The sequence below is a fragment of the Streptomyces sp. TG1A-8 genome (genome assembly GCF_030499535.1).
In the GTDB taxonomy this organism is placed as follows: Bacteria; Actinomycetota; Actinomycetes; order Streptomycetales; family Streptomycetaceae; genus Streptomyces.
The window spans coordinates 1,523,525-1,541,596 of the sequence record NZ_JASTLB010000001.1 but is presented as its reverse complement, the minus strand read 5'-3'; the positions used below and the strand labels follow the sequence as shown (position 1 = coordinate 1,541,596).

Here is an 18,072-nt window from a genome sequence, read left to right as displayed (position 1 = left end):
CTCCCCTCACGCGGCCGCGTCCTGAGCGGGATCGGTCCAGAAGTGCACGGTGACGGTCTTGCGGGTGACGGGAGCCGGCGCCAGCACGGCGGAGACACCGTGCAGGGAACGGGCCGTCGTTTCGATGAGGACACTGCGGTTGAACGCGGGCAGGATCCTCGTCGCCGGCCGTCTGGCCACCGGCTCGCCCAGTTCCAGCCACCCGCCGTCCCCGGGGCCCCAGCCTTCGGTGAGGTAGGTGAACAGCGAGTACCGGCGCAGGCGGCCGGTGTCCGGATGGCGGTTGGAGCCGACGTGGGCATGGTGGACGGCGCCGTGGCCCGCGAGCCGGTAGCTGCCCCAGTCCCCGTCCGGCTCCGTGCGCAGGCCGGCGACTCCCGTCACCCTGGCCAGGAACGCCGCGAGGTCGTCACCGAGCAGTGCCGCGCACAGGTCCCGCAGGGCGGGACCCGCCAGGGTGCGGTCCTGGGAGTGCCACCGGGCAATGCCCGGCTTGGCCGTCATCGCGGAGGTGTCCGGGAAGGCGTCCGCGGCGGCGCGCAGCGCCGCCGGCGGGAGGAGCCCGTCCCAGACGTAGTGCGGGAACGGGTCGGCGCGCAAACAGGGCTCGTGCGCCGCGTGCAGCTGCCGTTCCATGGCCGCGAAGTCGATCACTTCTGTTCCTGCCTCTCTGAGGGGTGCCGGGGAGCCCCTTGCACGGTGTCCGGGGCCGTGTCCACCGGCGTGACGTCGAGCCGCGCCCGGCCGTTGGAACAGGCGCCGCCGGGGAGGGCGAAGCGCCAGCCGTGCTGCGGGCAGACGATCGATTGCAGTTCCGGGTCGTAGTCCTGTGGTCCGAGCCGCGCGCCCAGGTGGGGGCAGGCATCGGGGACCAGGTAGGTCCCCGTGGCGGTCCCCAGCCGGAAGGTGCCGGGTTCGCGGGCGCGGTCGGGTGCCGACTGGTCGAGGTACGCGGCCAGGTCCCCGGGCGAACTGCAGCGCAGCACCGACATGAGTTCCTCGTTGTAGGCCGCGATGCCGGGCCGCCAGGCCTGGAAGCGGAAGGAGAAGAAGAACTCCTCCCAGCTCGTGTCACCGTTGAGGATGTCCGGCAGGAACCGGGACGACAGGGTGAACCGGTAGTCGTGCGGGTCCGTCTCCGGCCCGCTCCCCTCCCGGACCCGCAGGGAACGAAAGTCGACGAGCCAGAACCCTCCGCCGCGGCCGCGCACGTCGAAGGCGACGACGGCGTCGACGGCGCGGCACAGGCTCCCGCCCGCCGCGAACAGCGCGGCGAAGTGGGCGGCGAAATCGTCGTAGAGGCTGCTTCGCGGCTCCGGACGGGCCGCGAGCACCTCGGCGATGGCGGGAGCCCGCCTGCGGGCGTAGTCCGCCGTGTAGGCCGGCAGGTCCGCCCAGTCGAACTCCTCCCGGATCTTCGGATTCGGCCGGGAGACACCCGTGAAGACATCGAGTTCGTCGCCCGGCAGCGGAGCCACCGTGCGCTCGGCGAGGTCCGGGTGCTCGTGCCGCAGCCAGGCCAGCAGTTCCGGCGGGGTGGTGAACACGGAGGACTCGGCGAAGAAGTGCCCGGCGAGTTCCGGGTCGAGCAGGGCGGGCGGGCCGGCGAACGCGACGGCGCGGCGCGGATCGAGGGCCCGCATGTAGCGGGTCCAGCGGCGCATGGAATTGACCTTCTTGCGCTTCGCGGCCTCCACCCGGTCCCGCTCGGGGAAGGAATAGGCGAAGGGGAACCACGTCGCGCCCGAGAACTGGGCCATGACGACGTCGATGCGCGGGTGGAGCCGGCGGATGGCGAGCAGCTGGTCGCGGTCGACCTGGCAGTCGTTGAGGTTGACCACGACCTCGCCGGTCGAGGTGTCCTCGATGACCAGGGCCGAGTCCTGGTGCCGGGGGGTGGGGGAGTGGAGCAGGCGCAATCGCAGGGGGCCGGCCCGGAAGACCTCCCGGTCTCCCAGCAGGACCGGGGCCGGACCGCGCAACGCGCCGATGAGCCGCTTCCAGCTCGGCAGCGGGTAGGCGGGCATCAAGAGGGTGACGGACGGGTCGAGCGCGTTCAGCACCTCGGCGTCGAAGTGGTCCTGGTGGTCGTGCGAGACGTACACGTGGGTCGCGCCGCGCGTGAGCGGCGCGTACGGACTGTTGTCGGGGAGCTGGTGCCAGCCCGACAGGAAGGCTCCGCCGGTGGAGAACCACGGATCGCAGACCAGTTTCACGCCGTCGGCCTCCACCAGCGCACCGGCGTGCCCCAGGAACGTGATCTTCATGGCTGTCTCCGTTCGGGGGAGCGGGGGGTGGTGCGCCGTTTGCGTGCCACGACGAGGTGCCGGGCGAGGTTCGGGTCGGCCGAATCGGCGAACGGCCTGCCCCGCACGCACACGTCGAGCCCCACGGCGGCGAGCTGGGCGGTGAGCTGTTCGGCGGTCGGCACGTGCAGCACGGAGTGGAAGACCTCGGGCGGTCCGGGGTCGGGCCCGTCGCCCACCGCGATGATCCGGTGCCCCAGCAGCGCGCCGCCGCCGGCCGCGAACGCCTCGCTGAGCAGCAGGTGGGGACCGTCCCGGAAGACCGATCCGCGAGGCCGGTGGTGCACTCGGCGCCCCTCGTCGAACCCGGCGGTGCCGTCCTCGGCGAGGCGCAGGTCCAGGACCGCGGTGCCGCCCGGACGCAGCTGCCGCACGAGTGGGCCGAGGAGGGACTGCCGTGCCCGCGGCGGGAAGAAATTGGCCGCGTCATAGGTGAGCAGCAGGGTGTCGCAGGTGCGGCCCGCCGGCAGCAGGGCCGTGTCCGACGCGTCTCCCCGCAGGAAGTCGACGTCGTCCTGCCCGGCGAAACTGCGCCGGGCGTGTGCCACGACGGCGGGGCTCATGTCGACGCCGACGTAGGAGGTCATGCCGTGGCGGCGCAGGGCGGCCGTGTAGTGCCCCGGCCCGCACAGCGGGTGGTGTACGCGGCCGGCCCGCCAGTCCGGCAGTGCCGCCTTCAGCCAAGCGAGTTGACGCTCGATGACGAGGGGAGGACGAGAGGAGTCCGTCGTCGTGGTGTCGGTCTGCTCCCGTAGCAGGCGGGCGCTGAACACCGGGTCGCCGTAGGGCAGGGCAGGCAGCGCCGCGATGCGCTCCGGTGCCATACCGGCGATCTCGGGCAGGCCCGGCCACAGGTACGGGGCACCGTGCACGAGGAATTCCCGGGCGATTCCCCGAGAGGTTGCGTCGACCAATTCCATACCGACTCCGTAGCTTGCGGAACGTTTCCGCCCCGCGCTCTTTCCTGCGTTCAGGCTGGGTGCACCGGATCGCCGTGGTCAACGGTTTTGCGGATAACCGCTGATTGCTGGAAAGTCCCGACCGGCTTGGGCATGATGCGCGCCATGTTCACTGATTCGTGCACCATCGTGCTGGACCTGGTTCCCCATTGCGCCTCCTCACCCCGCGAGACGTGGAGCGGTGACGACGATCTGCGTCCGCTCAGCGAGAGGGGGACGCGCCAGGCCGCGGTCCTGGGCGAGGTGTTCGGCGCCGGAGTCGACGCCGTGTACAGCAGCCCCGCACTGCGCTGCCGCCAGTCCGTCGCCCCGCTGGCGGCGGTCAACGGGACACCGGTGCTGGAGGAGCAGCGCCTGCGCGAGGCCCGGGGGTTCGCCGAGCCCGCCGCATGGACCCGGGGGGTCTTCGAACCGATCGGCCCGTCGCTCGGCGGCGCCTGGGCGGCCGGCCGCGTCACCGGTGCCCTGGTGGAGATCGCGGCCCGCCACCGGGGCGGTCACGTGGTCGCCTGCTCCCACGGTGACGCCATCCCCGCCGTCCTGGTGCACATGGCGGCGGCCCACGGCTGCGAGCTGCCCGAGGTCGTGGGACGCGGCGGCTGGTACCGGCTACGGGTGGAGCGCGGCGGCCTGTCCATGACGGGGATGCGTCCGACGCACACCGCCTGATCCTGCGGCACCTTCACCTCCCTTTCGCGGCCCGCAGATCCGGCTGGGCGTCCTCCAGCAGGGCCGTCATGACGGCCACGCGCCGCCGAGTGTCCGGGGCGTCGGCCGCCTCGTTCCGGGACGTCCGGTCCCGGGCGAGCAGCCGATCGGCGACCCGGACCAGGGGGAGCCCGAAGTGGTAGGCCGCCACGAGACGGAAGGCGAGGGTGACGGCCTGCGGATCGCACGGCGCGCCCTCCGCCGCCATCCCCGCGCGGTGGCGGGCGGTGGCCGCGGCAGCCAGGGCGGACGTGTCCTCGGGCCCCAGGTCCGCGGCGACCGCCGACGACAGCACGAGGGTGGCCAGGTCTTCACCGGCCGGTCCCAGGCCCACCTGCCCCCAGTCGATCGCCGTCGTGCGCATCCCGCTCCGGAACAGGTTCCGGGGCGTCAGGTCCCGGTGCACCAGGCCCGCCGGCAGCGACCGCAGGGTCCGTACGGCCCCGTCGTGACGGCGTGACAGCTCCCGCAGCGCCGCGACGGTCGTCGGCGGGAAGAGCCGGCGCACCGCGGGATCGACGCTCCTGGATGCCTCCGCGACCCGCTCGATCAGGGCGAACCGCCCCTGCAGAGCGGCCTGTTCCACGAACGGCCGGCACCACCACGGCCGGTGCGCGGGTCGTGACCGCAGTGAGCGGGCGTGGAACCCGCCGAGGCACTCGGCCGTGTCGAGCAGGTCGCCGGCCGTCCACGCCTCACCGGGCGTTCCTCCGACGCGCTCCAGCCACAGGCGGAGCCGGTCCCCAGGCAGGGGGACGGTCCCCAGGCACCGCACGGCGGCGAAACGGCCGCCGGCGGCACCCAGCAGCGGCGAGGCCAGGGCCAGGGCCTCGCGACGCCAGTAGGACCAGTCCGCCGGGCCGTCTCCCCCGTCATCGATCTGACGTGCCAGATCCTCCCGGCCGGGCGTCCAGGGGTGGTACCCGACCTGCTTGAGCACGAGTTCCCACACGGCCGCGCGGCCTCCGGACGAGGCGGTGCCGCGCACCACGTACAGCCCCTCGCTCGCCCTGCTCCAGCTGTCGTAGCGGATCGGTTCGCAACGGAAGTCCCGCACGACGGCCGCGGGATCGGCGAGCAGCGCCCGCACGGGCTCGCGCAGTTCGCCGGCGCTGAGATCGGGAACGGCACCCGAGTGACGGTAGGGCGGGCCAGGCACCGCGGCCGCCGCTCAGACGGCGCGCCGCGCGTCGGCGACGGCGGCCCGCAGGTAGGCGCGGAGACGGTCGCTGCGCACGTGGCCGAAGCACTCCAGGGCCGAGGCGCGGCCGGTCTCCAGGGACTCGAGCTCCACCTCCAGACGCCGGCGCAGGACGGCGGCGAGGTGGGAGGTGTCGTCGGGTGCCGGCTGGATGCGCGCGAGGTAGTGGATGACGTTCGCGAAGGCGAGAGCCGCGTGCACGATGCCGAACACCGGACGGTCCTCGTTCTTCCACGGTGAGTGGAAGCGGGGGCCGCCCTCCTCGAAGACGACGCCCTCCGACTGCAGGGACTCGTTCAGCCAGGAGTGCGTCGCCTCGTGCACGAGGGTCTCGCCCAGGCGCAACGGCTCCTCGGTCCAGTTCAGGACGACGGTGCCGGGCAGGAAGTCGAACGTGTAGCTGCGGCAGGTCGCGCCGAGCGGTACGGCCTCGGTCCAGATCACGACGGCGGTGGAGGAGCGCAGCACCTCGCTGCCGACCGCGAGCGCGGCGTCCACGGCCTCGTTCAGGGTCCGTGCGATCCGCTCCCTTCGCGCCGCGTCCTCATCGGCCGGCGTGCCCAGCAGGTACATCTGGCTGCCCAGACGGTCGTCGTCCACGGCGTCGCAGTCCGCGGCCCGCACCACCATGACCGGCCCGACCGCGGTGGGTACGGCCCGGGCGCGCAGAGCCGCCCGGTTCTGCCACAGCTGCACCGCCAGCCGGGCCCGGCCCGCGTCACGGGTGCGCGCGGCGATCCGCGCCTGCTGGAAGGCGTGGTGCAGGACGGCGTTGTCGAAGGCGTCCACGGTGCCGTCCACGCCGCCGAGGTCCGCGGCCGGCGCGAGGCTCCGCAGCGTGGTGAGGAGCGTGCGCGCGCGTCCGGAGCGGTGCGCCACCAGCCGCGCGGTGATGTCGGCCTGCAGCACTCCGGTGGGCGTGTCGGTATCGATCATGATGGTTTCCCAGTCTTTCCGAAGCGGGGCGGTCAGCGTACGGCGAGGGGGGTGGCCCACCGCGTCAGGTGCTCCGTCTTCTCGGCGTCCGTCAACGGCCTGATCTCACGGATGTAGTCGAAGGGGGACTTCACGGCGAACTGCCGCCGGTTCCAGCAGGGGTAGGAGGTCGCGACGAGTTCGGCGACGATGCCCATGCCGACCGTCGCGCCGACGCGGCCGGGCAGTTCGTCCCGTACGGCGCGGAGCCGGTCGTAGATCTCCTGGCCGCGCCGGGCGGAGTGCGCGGCCGTGCCCTGCGGCCGCCGGGCCGCGAGCCGGTCGTGGAGCTGGAAGGCGAAGCAGTCGGCCAGGATGCCGGAGAGCCAGTCCCGGTCGGTCCCGGGCAGCGGGGCGGAGCGGACGCCCACGGTCTCCTCGGTGCGCAGCCACTGGGCCATCCAGGACCGGGCGCCCTCGCGCAGCAGCTCCTCGGCGAGCGCCACCGGGTCCGCATCCGGCTCCGGCACGCTCAGCCGGGCCACGTCGCACACGCCGGCGAGTGCTGCCGTCCCGGACACGTCACCGAGCACGATCGCCCCGACGGCGAGGTCGATGACGTAGCGGAGGCCGACGCCGCGCAGCACCCGTGCGGCGTCGGTGACCGCCTCGCGGCCGTCGGGTCCGGACGGCCGGAGCCGCAGGACGCCGTCCTCGGCCGCGCAGTCGAGGACGGCGACCCGGGGACCGTCGTCCAACGGCAGCAGTGCGGCGGACGCCGATTCGGGGGCGAGTCCGACGGCCGGGTCGCCGGCCATCCCGACGAGGGCGCGGCCGAGGGCGTCGGGCGTGCCCCCGTCGGGAACGCCCGCCGCCCCACCGCCCGGGGTGTCCGCGCGGCGGGCCCAGGCGTTGCTGTGCGGTTCGACCCACAGCAGGAAGGAGTGGATGGCACGGCCGTCGAGGGAGGCGTTCCAGAAGCGGTTCTCGGTTTCGTCCTCGTCGATGACGGGGAGGAGGAACATCGGTCTTCCCCTCTCAGGCCGCGGCCGGCAGCGCCGCGGCAACGTGGTCGATGACCTTGCGTCGGTGGTCGCAGTACTCCTCCTCGAAGCCGGTCCCCTCGAAGCGGAGCCGGTCGGGGAGGGCGCCGCCGCGGCAGGACGCCACGTGCGAGCAGCCCGCGCACTTGGCAAGCAGGGCGGACAGGTCGGTACGCAGCCCCGGATTGCTGTCCAGGGTGAGCAACTCGTCCATCCCGGTCGCGGTGTCCACGGAGCCGAGCAGGGCGCCGGGCATGCTCAGCTCGTCGGAGCTGCCGATGCGTCCATCGGGGTAGAGCGTCACCACGAAGGGTTCCTTGCGGTCGCTGAAGCTCGTGTAGCTGGTGGGCAGTCCGGACAGGGACCGGATGATGCTGAAGAACGGTTCCAGCACGTAGGCACCGTAGGAGCGGGTCGTCGACCAGTGCTCGAACGCCTCGATCAGGAAGTCGGCGTACTCGTCGGGGGTCGTCGCCCAGCCGGGCATGCCGACGCCGTCGGGATTGAGGATCTGCAGCGACTTGTGGTTGGCGGTCCGGTAGTCCTTGGTCTTCACGTTGAAGTCGAGGCAGCCGGAGAGTTTGATCACCTTCACGGCCTCGAACGCGCTGAGCGAGTCCAGCACGTCCGCGGCGCGGCCGAGGATGTGGCGGGTGACCACGGCGATCACGCCGACATCGCGTCCCCGGGCCGCCATCAGGTCGAGTGCCCTGACGACCTTGGGATAGGTGGGACGGTCCCTGAAGTCGACGCGGTGCGCGTTGCCCCGCTCGTCGCCGTCCAGGCTGATCCCGATCTCGATGTCCGGCCATTCCCTGTCGAAGAAGTCGAGCCAGGCGTTGTCGAGGAGGATGCCGTTGGTCTGCATCGAGACGGTCACCGGACCTTCGTACCGCCGCAGTTCGGCGAAGAGGTGGCCCATTCTGCGACGGCCGACCAGGAGGGGCTCGCCACCGTGCAGTTCGATCGCCAGCGGCCTTCCGCCGCACAGGGCGAGGAATTTCCGCAGCACCTCGGGCGTCAGCATCAGGGCGTTGGGATAGGGCTTGCGCCGCTCGTAGCAGTAATGGCAGTTGATATTGCACATTTCTCCGGGGAGTTTGAGCATGGCCAATATGGTTTCCCCGGGAGCCGGCAACTGCAGTTCCATGGTGCAGCTCCTCCGTGTTGCATGTCTGTGGAAGATTCTCGTGATCGCGAACACGCGTCAACGAATTACGGTTCTTCTTGCGTGAACCCGCACGTCACCGCGCGGCGGTCAGCGGGCCGACCCCCCACGCCTCCGCCGTCTTGCGGACCAGTGAGGCGGCCGGGAGCCAGTCGGTCGGCCCGACCGCTTCCGTCAGCCGGTCCAGCCGGGGCACACGTCCGGTCACGTCGGTGCGGCCCGGGAAGACCGACTCGTAGGGCACGTGGACGACCCCGGCCGTGCTGCCGGTGGCGTCGAGGACCAGGCGGGCCAGGTCCCCGATGGACGTCTCGGTGGTGGAGCCGATGTTGAAGACGTTCCCGGCGGGACGCCACGCGGCGTCGCGGGCGACGAGGTCGAGCAGCCGGCGGGTGAACTGGTCGACGTCGGTGAAGCAGCGGCGCTGCGTGCCGTCTCCGTGGACGGTCAGCGGCACCCCGGCCGTGGCCTGCCGGAAGAAGGTCGGCAGGACCATGCCGTAGCGGCCGAGCTGCCCCGGCCCGACGACGTTGAAGGGCCGCACCACCAGCACGGGCCGCCGGTGGGCGGCCTGCAGCCCCAGTCGCTCCATTTCCCACTTGCCGGTCGCGTACCCCGGGGCCCCGCCGTCGTACGCGACCGGGACGGACCGGTCCACGGGCACGTCCTCGCGCAGGTCGGCGGAGCTGTCGCTGAGCCCGTAGACGGCGGAGCTGGACACCAGGACGACGGGGGCGTCACCGGAGCGGGCCAGGACGTTCGCGGTCCCCTGCCGCCCCACGGCATGGGCGTGTCCGGCCTGTGCCGCGGCGAGCCGCATGCCGACGACGCCGGCGAGGTGCAGGACGAGCCCGGTGCCGCGGGCGGCCTCGGCCACCGTGTCCGCGTCCAGCACGCTGCCCCGCACGAGGGTGACCCCGCGGACCTTCTCGACCGACTCCGGCCGTCCTGTCGTCAGGTCGTCCAGGACCCGGACGCGGTGACCCGCGGCGGCGAGCGATCGCACGAGGCGGCTGCCGATGAAGCCGGCGCCGCCGGTGACGAGGACGGGCGCGGCCGTCGCAGTGGGGGACCACATGTCAGCGTCTCCTTCGTGGTGGGACGGGGGAAATGACCGTCGAGGACGGTGTTGCGGGCGGGGGAGTGTCAAGGGGGTGCGTCGGTTCCGACGGTCCGCGGGAGCCTTCTCGCCCACCACAGCAGCCGCGGTGCCCAGCCCGCCCGCTCCTCCGGCTCCGTCTCGTCGAAGAGGCGCGCGTAGGTGACGATCTGGTTGAACACGGCGACCGGCTCGGCGATCCGCCACACCTCATGGCACTCCGCACGGGAGAGCAACGGCGACCAGCTCGCGAAGTACCGGTCGAGCGCGCGGGATCCGGCGGCGGGATCGGGGCAGCTCCTCAAGGCCGGCGCCACGTCCAGGAACGGATGGCCGATGCTGGCCTCCGCCCAGTCCAGCAGCACCGTCCGGCCGGTCGCGCGCGCCACGCCCCAGTTGCCCGGATGGAGGTCACCGTGCACGAGGGTGCCGCCGGGCGGGGCCCCGGCAAGCGCGGCGCACAGTGCGGGCAGCCGGGCGCACGCGTCGGCCAGCCGCCGCTGCTCCTGTGCGGACAGCGCGTCCGGCAGACCGGAGCCGGGGCCGAACAGGTCGTCGCGCAGCGCGAGCGGCACCCACTGGGCCAGGGCGTCCGGGGTACGCGACCAGCAGCCCAGGGAGGCGAGTTCGGCCGTCCGGCCCAGCCAGTCGCGCTGCACCACGCCGAGTTCGGCCAGGGCCAGGCCGCGTGCGGCGTGCGGAAGGTCCGTTCCCGGCCGCAGGCGCACCTCACGGGTGCACCAGCCCTGGTGGGACGGCGCGGGAGCGACGACCTCGGGCACGAGCCCGGGCCGCTGCCGTGCCAGCGCGGACAGCACCCGGCCCTCGTGCGCCAGGGACGGCAGGGACTGCTTGTGGAACACGACGCCGCCCGTGGTCGTGCAGCGCACCACCGCCGACAGCGTCCATCGTTTGACGTCCTCGACGGGTCCGGTGCGCCGCAGGCCCCCCGCGGCCAGGTGCGCATCGACGACCGCGGCCGTCCGGGCCCGCCAGCCCGGCAGGCGCCACGGCCGTGCGGCCCCGTCCTCAGTGCCGGAAGAAGCGTTCACCGGTCACGACCCAGCTCATCCCGTGCCGCTCGCAGGCGTCGCGCAGGGCGACCGCGTCGGTCGACCCGCTGGGCGTGACCAGCTGGGTGACGCCCAGGCGGGCCGCGAGTTCGACGACCTCGACGAACGGGAAGTGGTTGTCGGCGGCCAGGGTCACCCCGGTGAGCGGTGGGGTCCGGCTCCAGTCGGGTGCCAGGTCGGCGTCCGCGGCGTCGAGCAGGACTTCGGCGAACCGCGTACGGACCGAGGCCGTCAGGTCGCCCTCGGCGAGGCGCGCGCGCCACACCGCGCGTTCCGCCGCCCCCACGTCCTCCCGGAACCGCAGGCCGAGCACGTCCGGATGGTGGCGGCGCTGCCAGGTGCGGGCCCGGGCGGCGGCGAGGCGGGTGCAGTCCAAGCGGTTCTGCTGGCCCATGCCCAGGCCGATCGTGGTGCCGTCCACCACGAAGGCCATGGCGTTGGACTGCGCGTGCCTGACCGCCGTCACCGCCACGGCGAGGTCGTCCGGCCGGCCGGGCGGGCCGCATTCGGTCCGCAGGCCTCCCGCGAATCCGGGCAGCGGCGCCACCGAGCGCGTCAGCCGGAGTCCCGCCGTCTCCAGCACCTCCCGGGCGGGCCCGTTCCCGGTCGGCCGCGTTCCGGCCGGGGTGCCGCGCAGCACGATGAACCGGCCGCCGTTGAAGCGGGACAGCTCCGCCAGCGCCTCGGGGGAGAAGTCCGGGGCGATGACGCCGATGGCGTTGCCGAACAGGTGCGTCTGCGCCGTGACCGGCTCCGACACCGCGACGAAATCGCCGTAGGAACACTTCGGCGCGGTGTGCCGGGCCCGGACCACCGCCCGGCCGAGGGAGTCCGTCGGCAGGGGCCCGGCGTCGTGGAAACCGGCGTCGCCCGGTGCGAAGGGGAGCCCGAGCGCGATGCCCGCCGGGGAGGTGTGCTTGAACGAGGCGCAGGCCGCGGTGCCGGTGTGCCGCCGCAGCGCACCGACCGCCTCCCAGGCGCCCAGCGCGTCCAGGACGTTGATGTAGGACGGGCTGCCGTGCAGGAGCGAGAAGGGGGCCTCGCCGGACCCGACGGGTTCGGCCACGGCGGTCTCGTGCGGGTTGAGTCCCCGGGACAGCTGGATCATGACGTCTCCGGTACGGACGGCACGGGTACGCGGGAGGCGCCGGCGAGGAGGGCGCCCAGTACGCCGGTCTGCCAGCCGAGCTCCCACACCAGGGCGGACAGGGCCGCCGGGCGTCCGGCGCGTGCCACCTGCGCGGGCAGGGCCAGCCAGTCCGCCAGGTGAGCCGCCCAGCCCAGGGGCCGGGCCCCGTAGGGGGCGTGCTTCGCCCGCAGGGCCACCGCGTCGCGGCCCTGGAACCGGCCGCGGCGCAGCCGGCCGCGGTGGGTGCCGCGCACGCTGACCGACACGACCGTGTCGGCGACGCCGATCGTGTGCCCGGCGAGCTGCGCGCGCCAGGAGATGTCGACGTCGGCGAGTGCGGGCAGGCTCTCGTCGAAGCCGCCGAGCCGGTCGAAGAGTTCGCGGGACATGCCCATGAGGCCGCCGAGGACGTGGGCCTTGAACAGGCTGACGGTCAGTACGTCGCACAGCTGGTCCGCGGGGGTGCGGCGCAGCACCGTGGGCGGATTGAGGCGCTGGTAGTCGATCCGGGCGGTGACCAGGTCCGCTTCCGCGAGTGCCGCGGCCATCGCGTCGAGGTAGCCGTCGGCGATCTCGTCGTCGGCGTCCAGGAACAGCAGTCCCTCCGCGGTGGCGGCCCGGGCGCCGGTGTTGCGGGCGGCGCCCGTCCCGCCGCGTCGGGGCCGGTTGATGATGCGTACGTCCGGCAACCGTGATGCGTGGGCGCTCACCACCGCGGCGAGGTCGTCGTCGGATCCGTCGTCGACGATGACGAGGCCCCAGTCGACCGCCGTGCGCTGGCGGCCGAGGGCCGCCAGCTGACGGCCCACGCAGTGCGCGCTGTTGTGGCAGGGGATGACGACGTCGAGGCGGTTCACGAGGCCTCCGCCAGCTTGCGGCGGGGTGCGAACCGCCGGCCGACCGCGCCGAAGAGGTCGAGGAGGCGGCTGTCCTCGTGGGCGCCGGCGGTGTTGTGGAAGACGTGGACGGGCGGCAGGTAGGGCGGCGGGTCATCCAGCAGCAGGGAGCGGTAGACCCGGCTCACCTTGTCGAGGGTGTAGCTGTTCTCGTAGTGCCGCATGCTCTTGCCGCGTGCGACGACACGGTCGGCCGCGGTGTCGACCGGTACGTCCAGATAGATGATCAGGTCGGGCAGGAGCGTGCCGTGGGCGTGGTGCCGGTCGAGGGTCTCGCGGGCCGGGATGCCGTAGAGCACCTCCAGGTAGGCCGCGTCGCTGAAGACGTACCGGTCCGACAGGACGCTGCGGTGGCGCAGCAGGTCGCCGACCGACTCGGCCTGCAGTCGCTTGTCGCGGAAGTACGCGTCGGTGATGTCCTGACGGGTGTGCCGGTGCGGCCGGTTCTCACGGACGTCGATGATGAGGCGGGCGGCCTGCGGGTCGAGCCAGGAGTGCTGGCCGATGCGGGACAGCGGGTGTCCCTGGGACCGCACGTATTCGGCGATGAGCCGGGCGGTGGTCGTCTTGCCGGATCCGTCGACGCCTTCCAGGGCGAGGAAGCAGTGGTCGGTGGGGCTGGGCACGGGGGTCTCCCTGTCTGCTGTTCGGTTCATGTCGCCCGCAGGGCCGACCGGTCCGCCGCCCAGGCGAACGCTTCCTGCATGACCTGGGACATGGAGGAGTACTCCCAGGTGCCGTACCGGCCCAGGAGGGTCAGCCCGCGGGAGGTGAGGAACCGCGCGGCTTCGGCGGCGGTCGCGCGGCCGGCGTCGGTGAAGACGACGTAGGCGGGGTCGCAGGTGAGCACGCGCGAGGCCACGACCCGGCTGTCCGGGGTCAGCAGGCCCACCGCGCCGACGCCCCGCACCACCTGCTCGATCAGCTCGCTGTCGCTGCCCGGCGGGTCCTCGGAGGGCTCGACCACCTCGGCCAGCAGGCCCCAGCCGTCGGGCGGGGCCATGGCGGGGTCGAACTCCGTCATGAAGACGAGACGGGTGAAGGGCACGTCTTCGCGCGTGTAGTACCGCCAGTGGCCGGTGTGCTCCGGGCGGGGGCCGTGGACCGCGAGGGCGACCGAGCGGACGCGGTTGCGCGGCAGGGCCCGGCACCGTTCCACGAGGTCGGCCGGTGCCTGCCGGCACAGGCCGACCGTGGTGGGCAGGGGCAGCGTCGAGACGCAGTCGCGGGTGTAGCGGAAGTCGGTGATGCCCTCGCGGGAGCGGGTCCGCACGGTCCGCGCCCCGGGGTCGACGGCGATGACCGTGTGCCCCAGCCGCAGGTCCGCCACCTGCCCGGCCAGCGCCCGGGACAGCACCTCCATGCCGCGCGTGCCGTGGCCGGCGGGCCTCGGGTACCAGCCGCGGGCGTTGTAACCCGACACCGTCCGCGCCGAGTTCGCCCCGGCTTCCACATCCGCGATGCTGGGCCGGGTGAGGTTCCAGTGGAAACCGTCGGCCGACAGGCTGCTGAGCGGACGCCGCCACTGCTTGCGGTTGTACGGGAAGAAGAACAACTCGCACAGGGTGCGGCCGAACGCCCCGAGCAGCACGTCCTCGTAGGTTTCCGCGCGCCGTGGCTCCGCGTGCGCGGCGCGCATGTCGTCGATGCACGCGGCGCGCACGTCGGCGGGCAGACCCGACAGGTTCAGCTGGAGGGGGAACCGGGCGGCCCCCTCGGCGGTCTCCACCCAGGCGACCGGCGGGCAGGGGCGGAGCACGTCGCCGAGCAGGTCCGTGACGCGGGCTTCGACGTCCGGATGACTGAAGTAGAGCAGGTGGATGACGTGGTCGAACCAGTAGTCGCCGATGCGCTCGGTGCGGACCAGTCCACCGGGGCGGTCCTGCGCCTCGATCACGACGGCGTCGTCACCCAGCACGGAACCCGCGGCCAGTCCGGCGAGGCCGCCGCCGAGGATCAGCACGTCGGTTCGCACTTCGTGATCCGGACGGAGCGTCCAGGAGGATGCGTTGAGCATGACGGGCCACCTCACAGTGCCGGACGGTCGGATGCGGAGCCACCTGCCTGTTCGGCGGCCGTGGACGAGGGGGTTCCGCCGGGATCGGGTCGGACCGGGGCGGTCCCGACGCGCCCGGGGCCGACGGGCGGCCGGCCGGAGCCGGGCCGCCCGCCGGTGCGGTGGAACGCGTCAGACGGCTTCGCCGGTCTGCTCGGCGACGTGTTCCCACGGCTTCACGGACACCGCCGACGAGTGGGCCGTGTCCTTGGCGCTCACCGACTCCAAGTCGTAGGACTTGACGGCGTCGACGAAGGCATCGAAGGAAATCTCGTTCTTCTCGGGCATGGTGTACCTCTTTCTTTTGTCGGCGGGAATCATTCGTTTCCCTGTCGAAAAAATTATCAGCGCGGCCGTGCGGGAATCAATGGAATTCCGTGGCGATGATTTCCGAATTCCGCACCGCTTGTTCCGGACAGGCCGAAGGGCCGACCGCGTCGTTCCTTGCGGGCGCGGGCCGACCGGGGAATGCGCGGTGGCGCCGGAACGGATCAGAGGTGGACCACCCGTTCCCCGACGGCGCGGCCGCTGGTGTCGAACAGCAGGCGTGCGCTGTCCGCCAGGGCGGGCAGGTCGTAGTGGGCGTGGGGCTGCAGCAGCACCGTGAGTTCGGCGTCGCGGACCGCTTCCCGTAGTGAGGGGGCGGCCGTCAGCCGCCGTGCGCCCAGCCGCAGGGTCCGCACGTACGGGTCGTGGAAGCGCACGTCCGCGCCGAGTGCGAGCAGCAGTTCGGCCACGGGTACGGCCGGCGAGCCGCGACCGTCGGCGATGTCGGGCTTGTAGGTCGCCCCCAGCAGCAGGATCCGTGTGCCGCGCACGCTGCGTGCCCGGTCGTTGAGCAGGCGGGTCACCCGGTCGACGACGTACGTCGGCATCCGGTCGTTGATCTCCTGCGCCACTTCCGTCAGGCGCAGCGGCAGCCCGGTCGCCCGGCCGCTGAACGCCAGGTAGCCGGGGTCCACGGGGATGCAGTGGCCGCCCACTCCGGGACCGGGACGAAAGGACTGGAAGCCGAACGGCTTGGTGCCGGCGGCGGCCACGACCTCCCAGACGTCCACCCCCAGGCGATGGCAGTGCACCGCGAATTCGTTGGCGAGGGCGATGTTGACCTGCCGGTAGGTGTTCTCCAGCAGCTTCGTGAGTTCGGCCGCCGCCGGGGTGCTCACCGGCACCACCTTCTGCACCAGGCGCTGGTACAGGGCGGTGGCGGCGGCGGTGCAGCGGTCGGTGACGCCGCCCACCACCTTCGGCGTGTTGTGCAGCCCGAACGCGGGGTTGCCCGGATCGACCCGCTCCGGGGAGAAGGCCAGCAGGAAGTCCTCGCCGACCTTCCCGCCCGCCCGGGCGAGGATCGGCAGCAGCAGGTCGGTCGTGGTGCCCGGGTAGGTGGTGGACTCCAGTACCACCAGGGCTCCCGGGCGCAGTCGGGGCGCGATCAGTTCGGTGGAGTCCACGACGGCACGCAGGTCGGGGAGGCCGTCGCGCAGCGGTGTCGGCACGCAGATGGTGATCGCCCGTGCTTCGGCCAGGACCCGTGGGTCGGTCGTGGGAGTGAACCCGGCGGCCAGCGCCTTCGTGATCTCCTCGTCCGGGACGTCGTCCACGTAACTGCTGCCGCGGGCCAGTGCGGCCACGCGTGCGGTGTCGAGGTCGAAACCGGCGACCCGCATGCCGCTGCGGGCGGCCGCGACCACCAGCGGCAGTCCGGCGTAACCGAGTCCCACAACTGCAAGGTCGTACTGTCCGGCCACGGCCAGGGCTCCTTCCGGCACGGAGGACGAGGATCCGGCAATCCGCCGCGGACACGGCGGGTGCTTGCAGCATGGCGCAGGCCCGTGTCCCGGGGCCAAAAAATTGCGGATATCCGAACGGAGGGATTTCAGAGCCGGTCCGGAGCGCTGCGTGAATGCGTACAACAGGGCAGTGCGGTGTGGAAGACGGGCCGTATTCACGGTATTTCTGATGGGGTTCCCCCGATCATCACCGATCCAGTGTCCGGAGGCTCCTTTGTCGACTGCCCGGGAAGAGATCACCGGGTGGGGCGGCCTGCCGCCCCACCCGTGCCGCACGCTGCGCCGCACGCCTCGTTCCCCGAACGTCATGCCCGACGTCGGGGAATTCCTGGCCCGGTGGAACAGGCCCGGCGCGCCGCGCCGCACGGCACGGCTGCTCAGCAGCGCGGAGGGGAACATCAACACGGCCGGTCGGCCGGGCATCCACGAGGCCGACGACGTGGATCCCGGGCACCCCCAGTGGCGCGCCGCCATCGAGGAGGGCGTGTGGCCGCTGGTCGACACGCTCACCGGCGGTGACTGGCGGATCGTCACCTACGACAGCTGTCAGGGCCACGACTACTCCGGCCGGGACCTGGCGCCGGCCTGGCGCCGCGTCGGTGTCCTGCCGCGCGGCCCGCGGGAGTACGCGGCCGTCCGTGCCGCCCTGTGCCGGGCGGTGCTCGCAGCGGTCGGGAACATATCCCCGCACCTCCGGGTGACCCTGAGCACCTGCGACCTGACCTGCGGGCGTACCGGGCGCGCCCACCCGGTGCTCGACCTCGGCCTGGAACCGGCGCCCGGCATGTCCGCGCGGTACTTCACCCTCGTCGACGAGGCGACCACCGTGCTCGCCGCGTGTCTGCGGGAGCAGCGCCCCGCGGCGGACGGGCCGTGCGGCTGCACCCCTGTCCGGCGCCCGCGCTGAACGAGGCGGGTGACACGGCGTCACCGGCTGAGGTCGAGGGTGCCCGCCCGGCGGGCGGGCACCGCGACCAGCCAGTGCAGGGCGAGCGCTGCGGCCCCCAGCCAGCTCGCGCCGGCCAGCAGCGCGAGCAGTGCGGGATGCAGCACGTCGGCGGCCGGGCGGCCGTCGGCGACCGCCCTCAGGGCGTGCAGCGTGTGGGTCAGCGGCACCGCCCGAGCCAGGGCCTCCAGTCCCGACGGCCAGAAACCGACCGGTACCTGGACGCCGCAGAAGGCCATCATCGCGAGGTACGCGCAATTGGAGACGACGTTGCGCAGGCGCGGCACGCTGACCACCACGGCGGCGAGGAACAGGCCCACGCAGTACGTGCCCAGCGCCGTCAGGGCGGTCAGCAGCACGACCGGCGGGATCTGTGACGGGTGCCAGGTGACGCCGAAGAGGGGTCCCAGGCCCAACAGGGCCACCAGCGCGGTGGCGGTCCCGCTGACCGGCCAGTGCAGACTGCGCCCGGCGAACACCCAGAACGGGTCGGCCGGGCTGGCCACCAGGAGCGACAGCGTGCCGGCACGGCGTTCACCACTGGTCGTCGCCACCACGGCCATGGTGTCGACCACGCAGGTCATCAGCGCGTTGCCGAGCGCCAGGAAGCGGACGCCACCGGGCTGGCCGAGCACCCCGCCCAGACCGGTGAAGAAGACCACCTGGGCCAGCATGCGGCCCAGCCAGCCGAACAGCCAGCTCTTCCAGGTGTACGTGGCCTTGAAGTCGGCTACGGCGTTGAGGAAGCCGTACCGCACGAGATGGACCGGAGACGGATTC

18 protein-coding genes are annotated in these 18,072 nt (G+C 72.8%); 2 read left to right on the top strand and 16 right to left on the bottom strand.

The genetic code is table 11. From position 1 onward, the window contains the following. Nucleotides 1-6: 6 nt before the first annotated feature. From QQY24_RS06325 to QQY24_RS06315, 3 genes are read right to left on the bottom strand one after another with little or no spacing between them, the layout of a single operon-like run. Complete coding sequence (locus tag QQY24_RS06325) at nt 7-654, bottom strand: 2OG-Fe(II) oxygenase (protein WP_301971679.1); 648 nt, start codon at nt 652-654, stop codon at nt 7-9. Next, nucleotides 651-2,267 carry an MBL fold metallo-hydrolase gene (locus QQY24_RS06320; protein ID WP_301971678.1) on the bottom strand — a complete coding sequence of 539 codons (1,617 nt, stop codon included), beginning with the start codon at nt 2,265-2,267 and terminating at the stop codon, nt 651-653. Before QQY24_RS06320 ends, QQY24_RS06325 begins: the two co-directional genes overlap by 4 nt. Then, nucleotides 2,264-3,226: a class I SAM-dependent methyltransferase gene (locus QQY24_RS06315; protein WP_301971677.1), complete on the bottom strand. Its 963-nt coding sequence runs from the start codon at nt 3,224-3,226 to the stop codon at nt 2,264-2,266. Before QQY24_RS06315 ends, QQY24_RS06320 begins: the two co-directional genes overlap by 4 nt. Nucleotides 3,227-3,370: 144 nt before the next feature. Between QQY24_RS06315 and QQY24_RS06310 the strand changes: the two genes are divergently transcribed. Beyond that, on the top strand, nt 3,371-3,934 hold the full coding sequence (locus QQY24_RS06310; RefSeq protein WP_301971676.1) for a histidine phosphatase family protein: 564 nt from the start codon (nt 3,371-3,373) through the stop codon (nt 3,932-3,934). A gap of 13 nt (nt 3,935-3,947) precedes the next feature. Here the strand turns inward: QQY24_RS06310 and QQY24_RS06305 are convergent, their stop codons facing one another. The 12 genes from QQY24_RS06305 to QQY24_RS06250 all read right to left on the bottom strand — a co-directional run bounded on the left by QQY24_RS06305 (nt 3,948) and on the right by QQY24_RS06250 (nt 16,304). Beyond that, entirely contained in the window at nt 3,948-5,132 is a 1,185-nt protein-coding gene (locus QQY24_RS06305; RefSeq protein WP_301971675.1) for a phosphotransferase, read from the bottom strand. Between the two features lie 12 nt (nt 5,133-5,144). Continuing rightward, nucleotides 5,145-6,110 (bottom strand): HEXXH motif-containing putative peptide modification protein, encoded by a 966-nt coding sequence (locus QQY24_RS06300; RefSeq protein WP_301971674.1) that lies wholly within the window; start codon nt 6,108-6,110, stop codon nt 5,145-5,147. A gap of 32 nt (nt 6,111-6,142) precedes the next feature. Beyond that, nucleotides 6,143-7,114 (bottom strand): hypothetical protein, encoded by a 972-nt coding sequence (locus tag QQY24_RS06295; protein WP_301971673.1) that lies wholly within the window; start codon nt 7,112-7,114, stop codon nt 6,143-6,145. 13 nt (nt 7,115-7,127) lie between these two features. Next, nucleotides 7,128-8,282 (bottom strand): radical SAM protein, encoded by a 1,155-nt coding sequence (locus tag QQY24_RS06290; RefSeq protein WP_301971672.1) that lies wholly within the window; start codon nt 8,280-8,282, stop codon nt 7,128-7,130. A 94-nt stretch (nt 8,283-8,376) separates the two neighbouring features. Then, nucleotides 8,377-9,378 carry an NAD(P)-dependent oxidoreductase gene (locus QQY24_RS06285; protein ID WP_301971671.1) on the bottom strand — a complete coding sequence of 334 codons (1,002 nt, stop codon included), beginning with the start codon at nt 9,376-9,378 and terminating at the stop codon, nt 8,377-8,379. 68 nt (nt 9,379-9,446) lie between these two features. Next, nucleotides 9,447-10,451: a phosphotransferase family protein gene (locus tag QQY24_RS06280; protein WP_301971670.1), complete on the bottom strand. Its 1,005-nt coding sequence runs from the start codon at nt 10,449-10,451 to the stop codon at nt 9,447-9,449. Next, the gene (locus QQY24_RS06275) at nt 10,429-11,580 is read right to left on the bottom strand and encodes a hypothetical protein (RefSeq protein ID WP_301971669.1); all 1,152 of its coding nucleotides are present in this window, start codon (nt 11,578-11,580) and stop codon (nt 10,429-10,431) included. Before QQY24_RS06275 ends, QQY24_RS06280 begins: the two co-directional genes overlap by 23 nt. After that, the gene (locus tag QQY24_RS06270; protein WP_301971668.1) at nt 11,577-12,458 is read right to left on the bottom strand and encodes a glycosyltransferase family 2 protein; all 882 of its coding nucleotides are present in this window, start codon (nt 12,456-12,458) and stop codon (nt 11,577-11,579) included. Before QQY24_RS06270 ends, QQY24_RS06275 begins: the two co-directional genes overlap by 4 nt. Beyond that, nucleotides 12,455-13,123 (bottom strand): dTMP kinase, encoded by a 669-nt coding sequence (locus QQY24_RS06265; RefSeq protein WP_301971667.1) that lies wholly within the window; start codon nt 13,121-13,123, stop codon nt 12,455-12,457. The genes QQY24_RS06270 and QQY24_RS06265 overlap by 4 nt, the downstream gene beginning before the upstream one ends. A gap of 26 nt (nt 13,124-13,149) precedes the next feature. Continuing rightward, nucleotides 13,150-14,514, bottom strand: coding sequence for an NAD(P)/FAD-dependent oxidoreductase (locus QQY24_RS06260; RefSeq protein ID WP_301971666.1), 1,365 nt, complete (start codon nt 14,512-14,514; stop codon nt 13,150-13,152). A 171-nt stretch (nt 14,515-14,685) separates the two neighbouring features. Beyond that, entirely contained in the window at nt 14,686-14,841 is a 156-nt protein-coding gene (locus tag QQY24_RS06255; RefSeq protein WP_301971665.1) for a hypothetical protein, read from the bottom strand. 203 nt (nt 14,842-15,044) lie between these two features. After that, on the bottom strand, nt 15,045-16,304 hold the full coding sequence (locus tag QQY24_RS06250; RefSeq protein ID WP_301971664.1) for a nucleotide sugar dehydrogenase: 1,260 nt from the start codon (nt 16,302-16,304) through the stop codon (nt 15,045-15,047). Nucleotides 16,305-16,653: 349 nt separating this feature from the next. Here QQY24_RS06250 and QQY24_RS06245 point away from each other — a divergent pair, with 349 nt between their 5' ends. Further along, nucleotides 16,654-17,253, top strand: a complete 600-nt coding sequence (locus QQY24_RS06245; RefSeq protein ID WP_301971663.1) for a hypothetical protein — start codon at nt 16,654-16,656, stop codon at nt 17,251-17,253. 20 nt (nt 17,254-17,273) lie between these two features. Here the strand turns inward: QQY24_RS06245 and QQY24_RS06240 are convergent, their stop codons facing one another. Continuing rightward, nucleotides 17,274-18,050, bottom strand: a complete 777-nt coding sequence (locus QQY24_RS06240) for an ABC transporter permease (RefSeq protein ID WP_301971662.1) — start codon at nt 18,048-18,050, stop codon at nt 17,274-17,276. Nucleotides 18,051-18,072 lie beyond the last annotated feature (22 nt).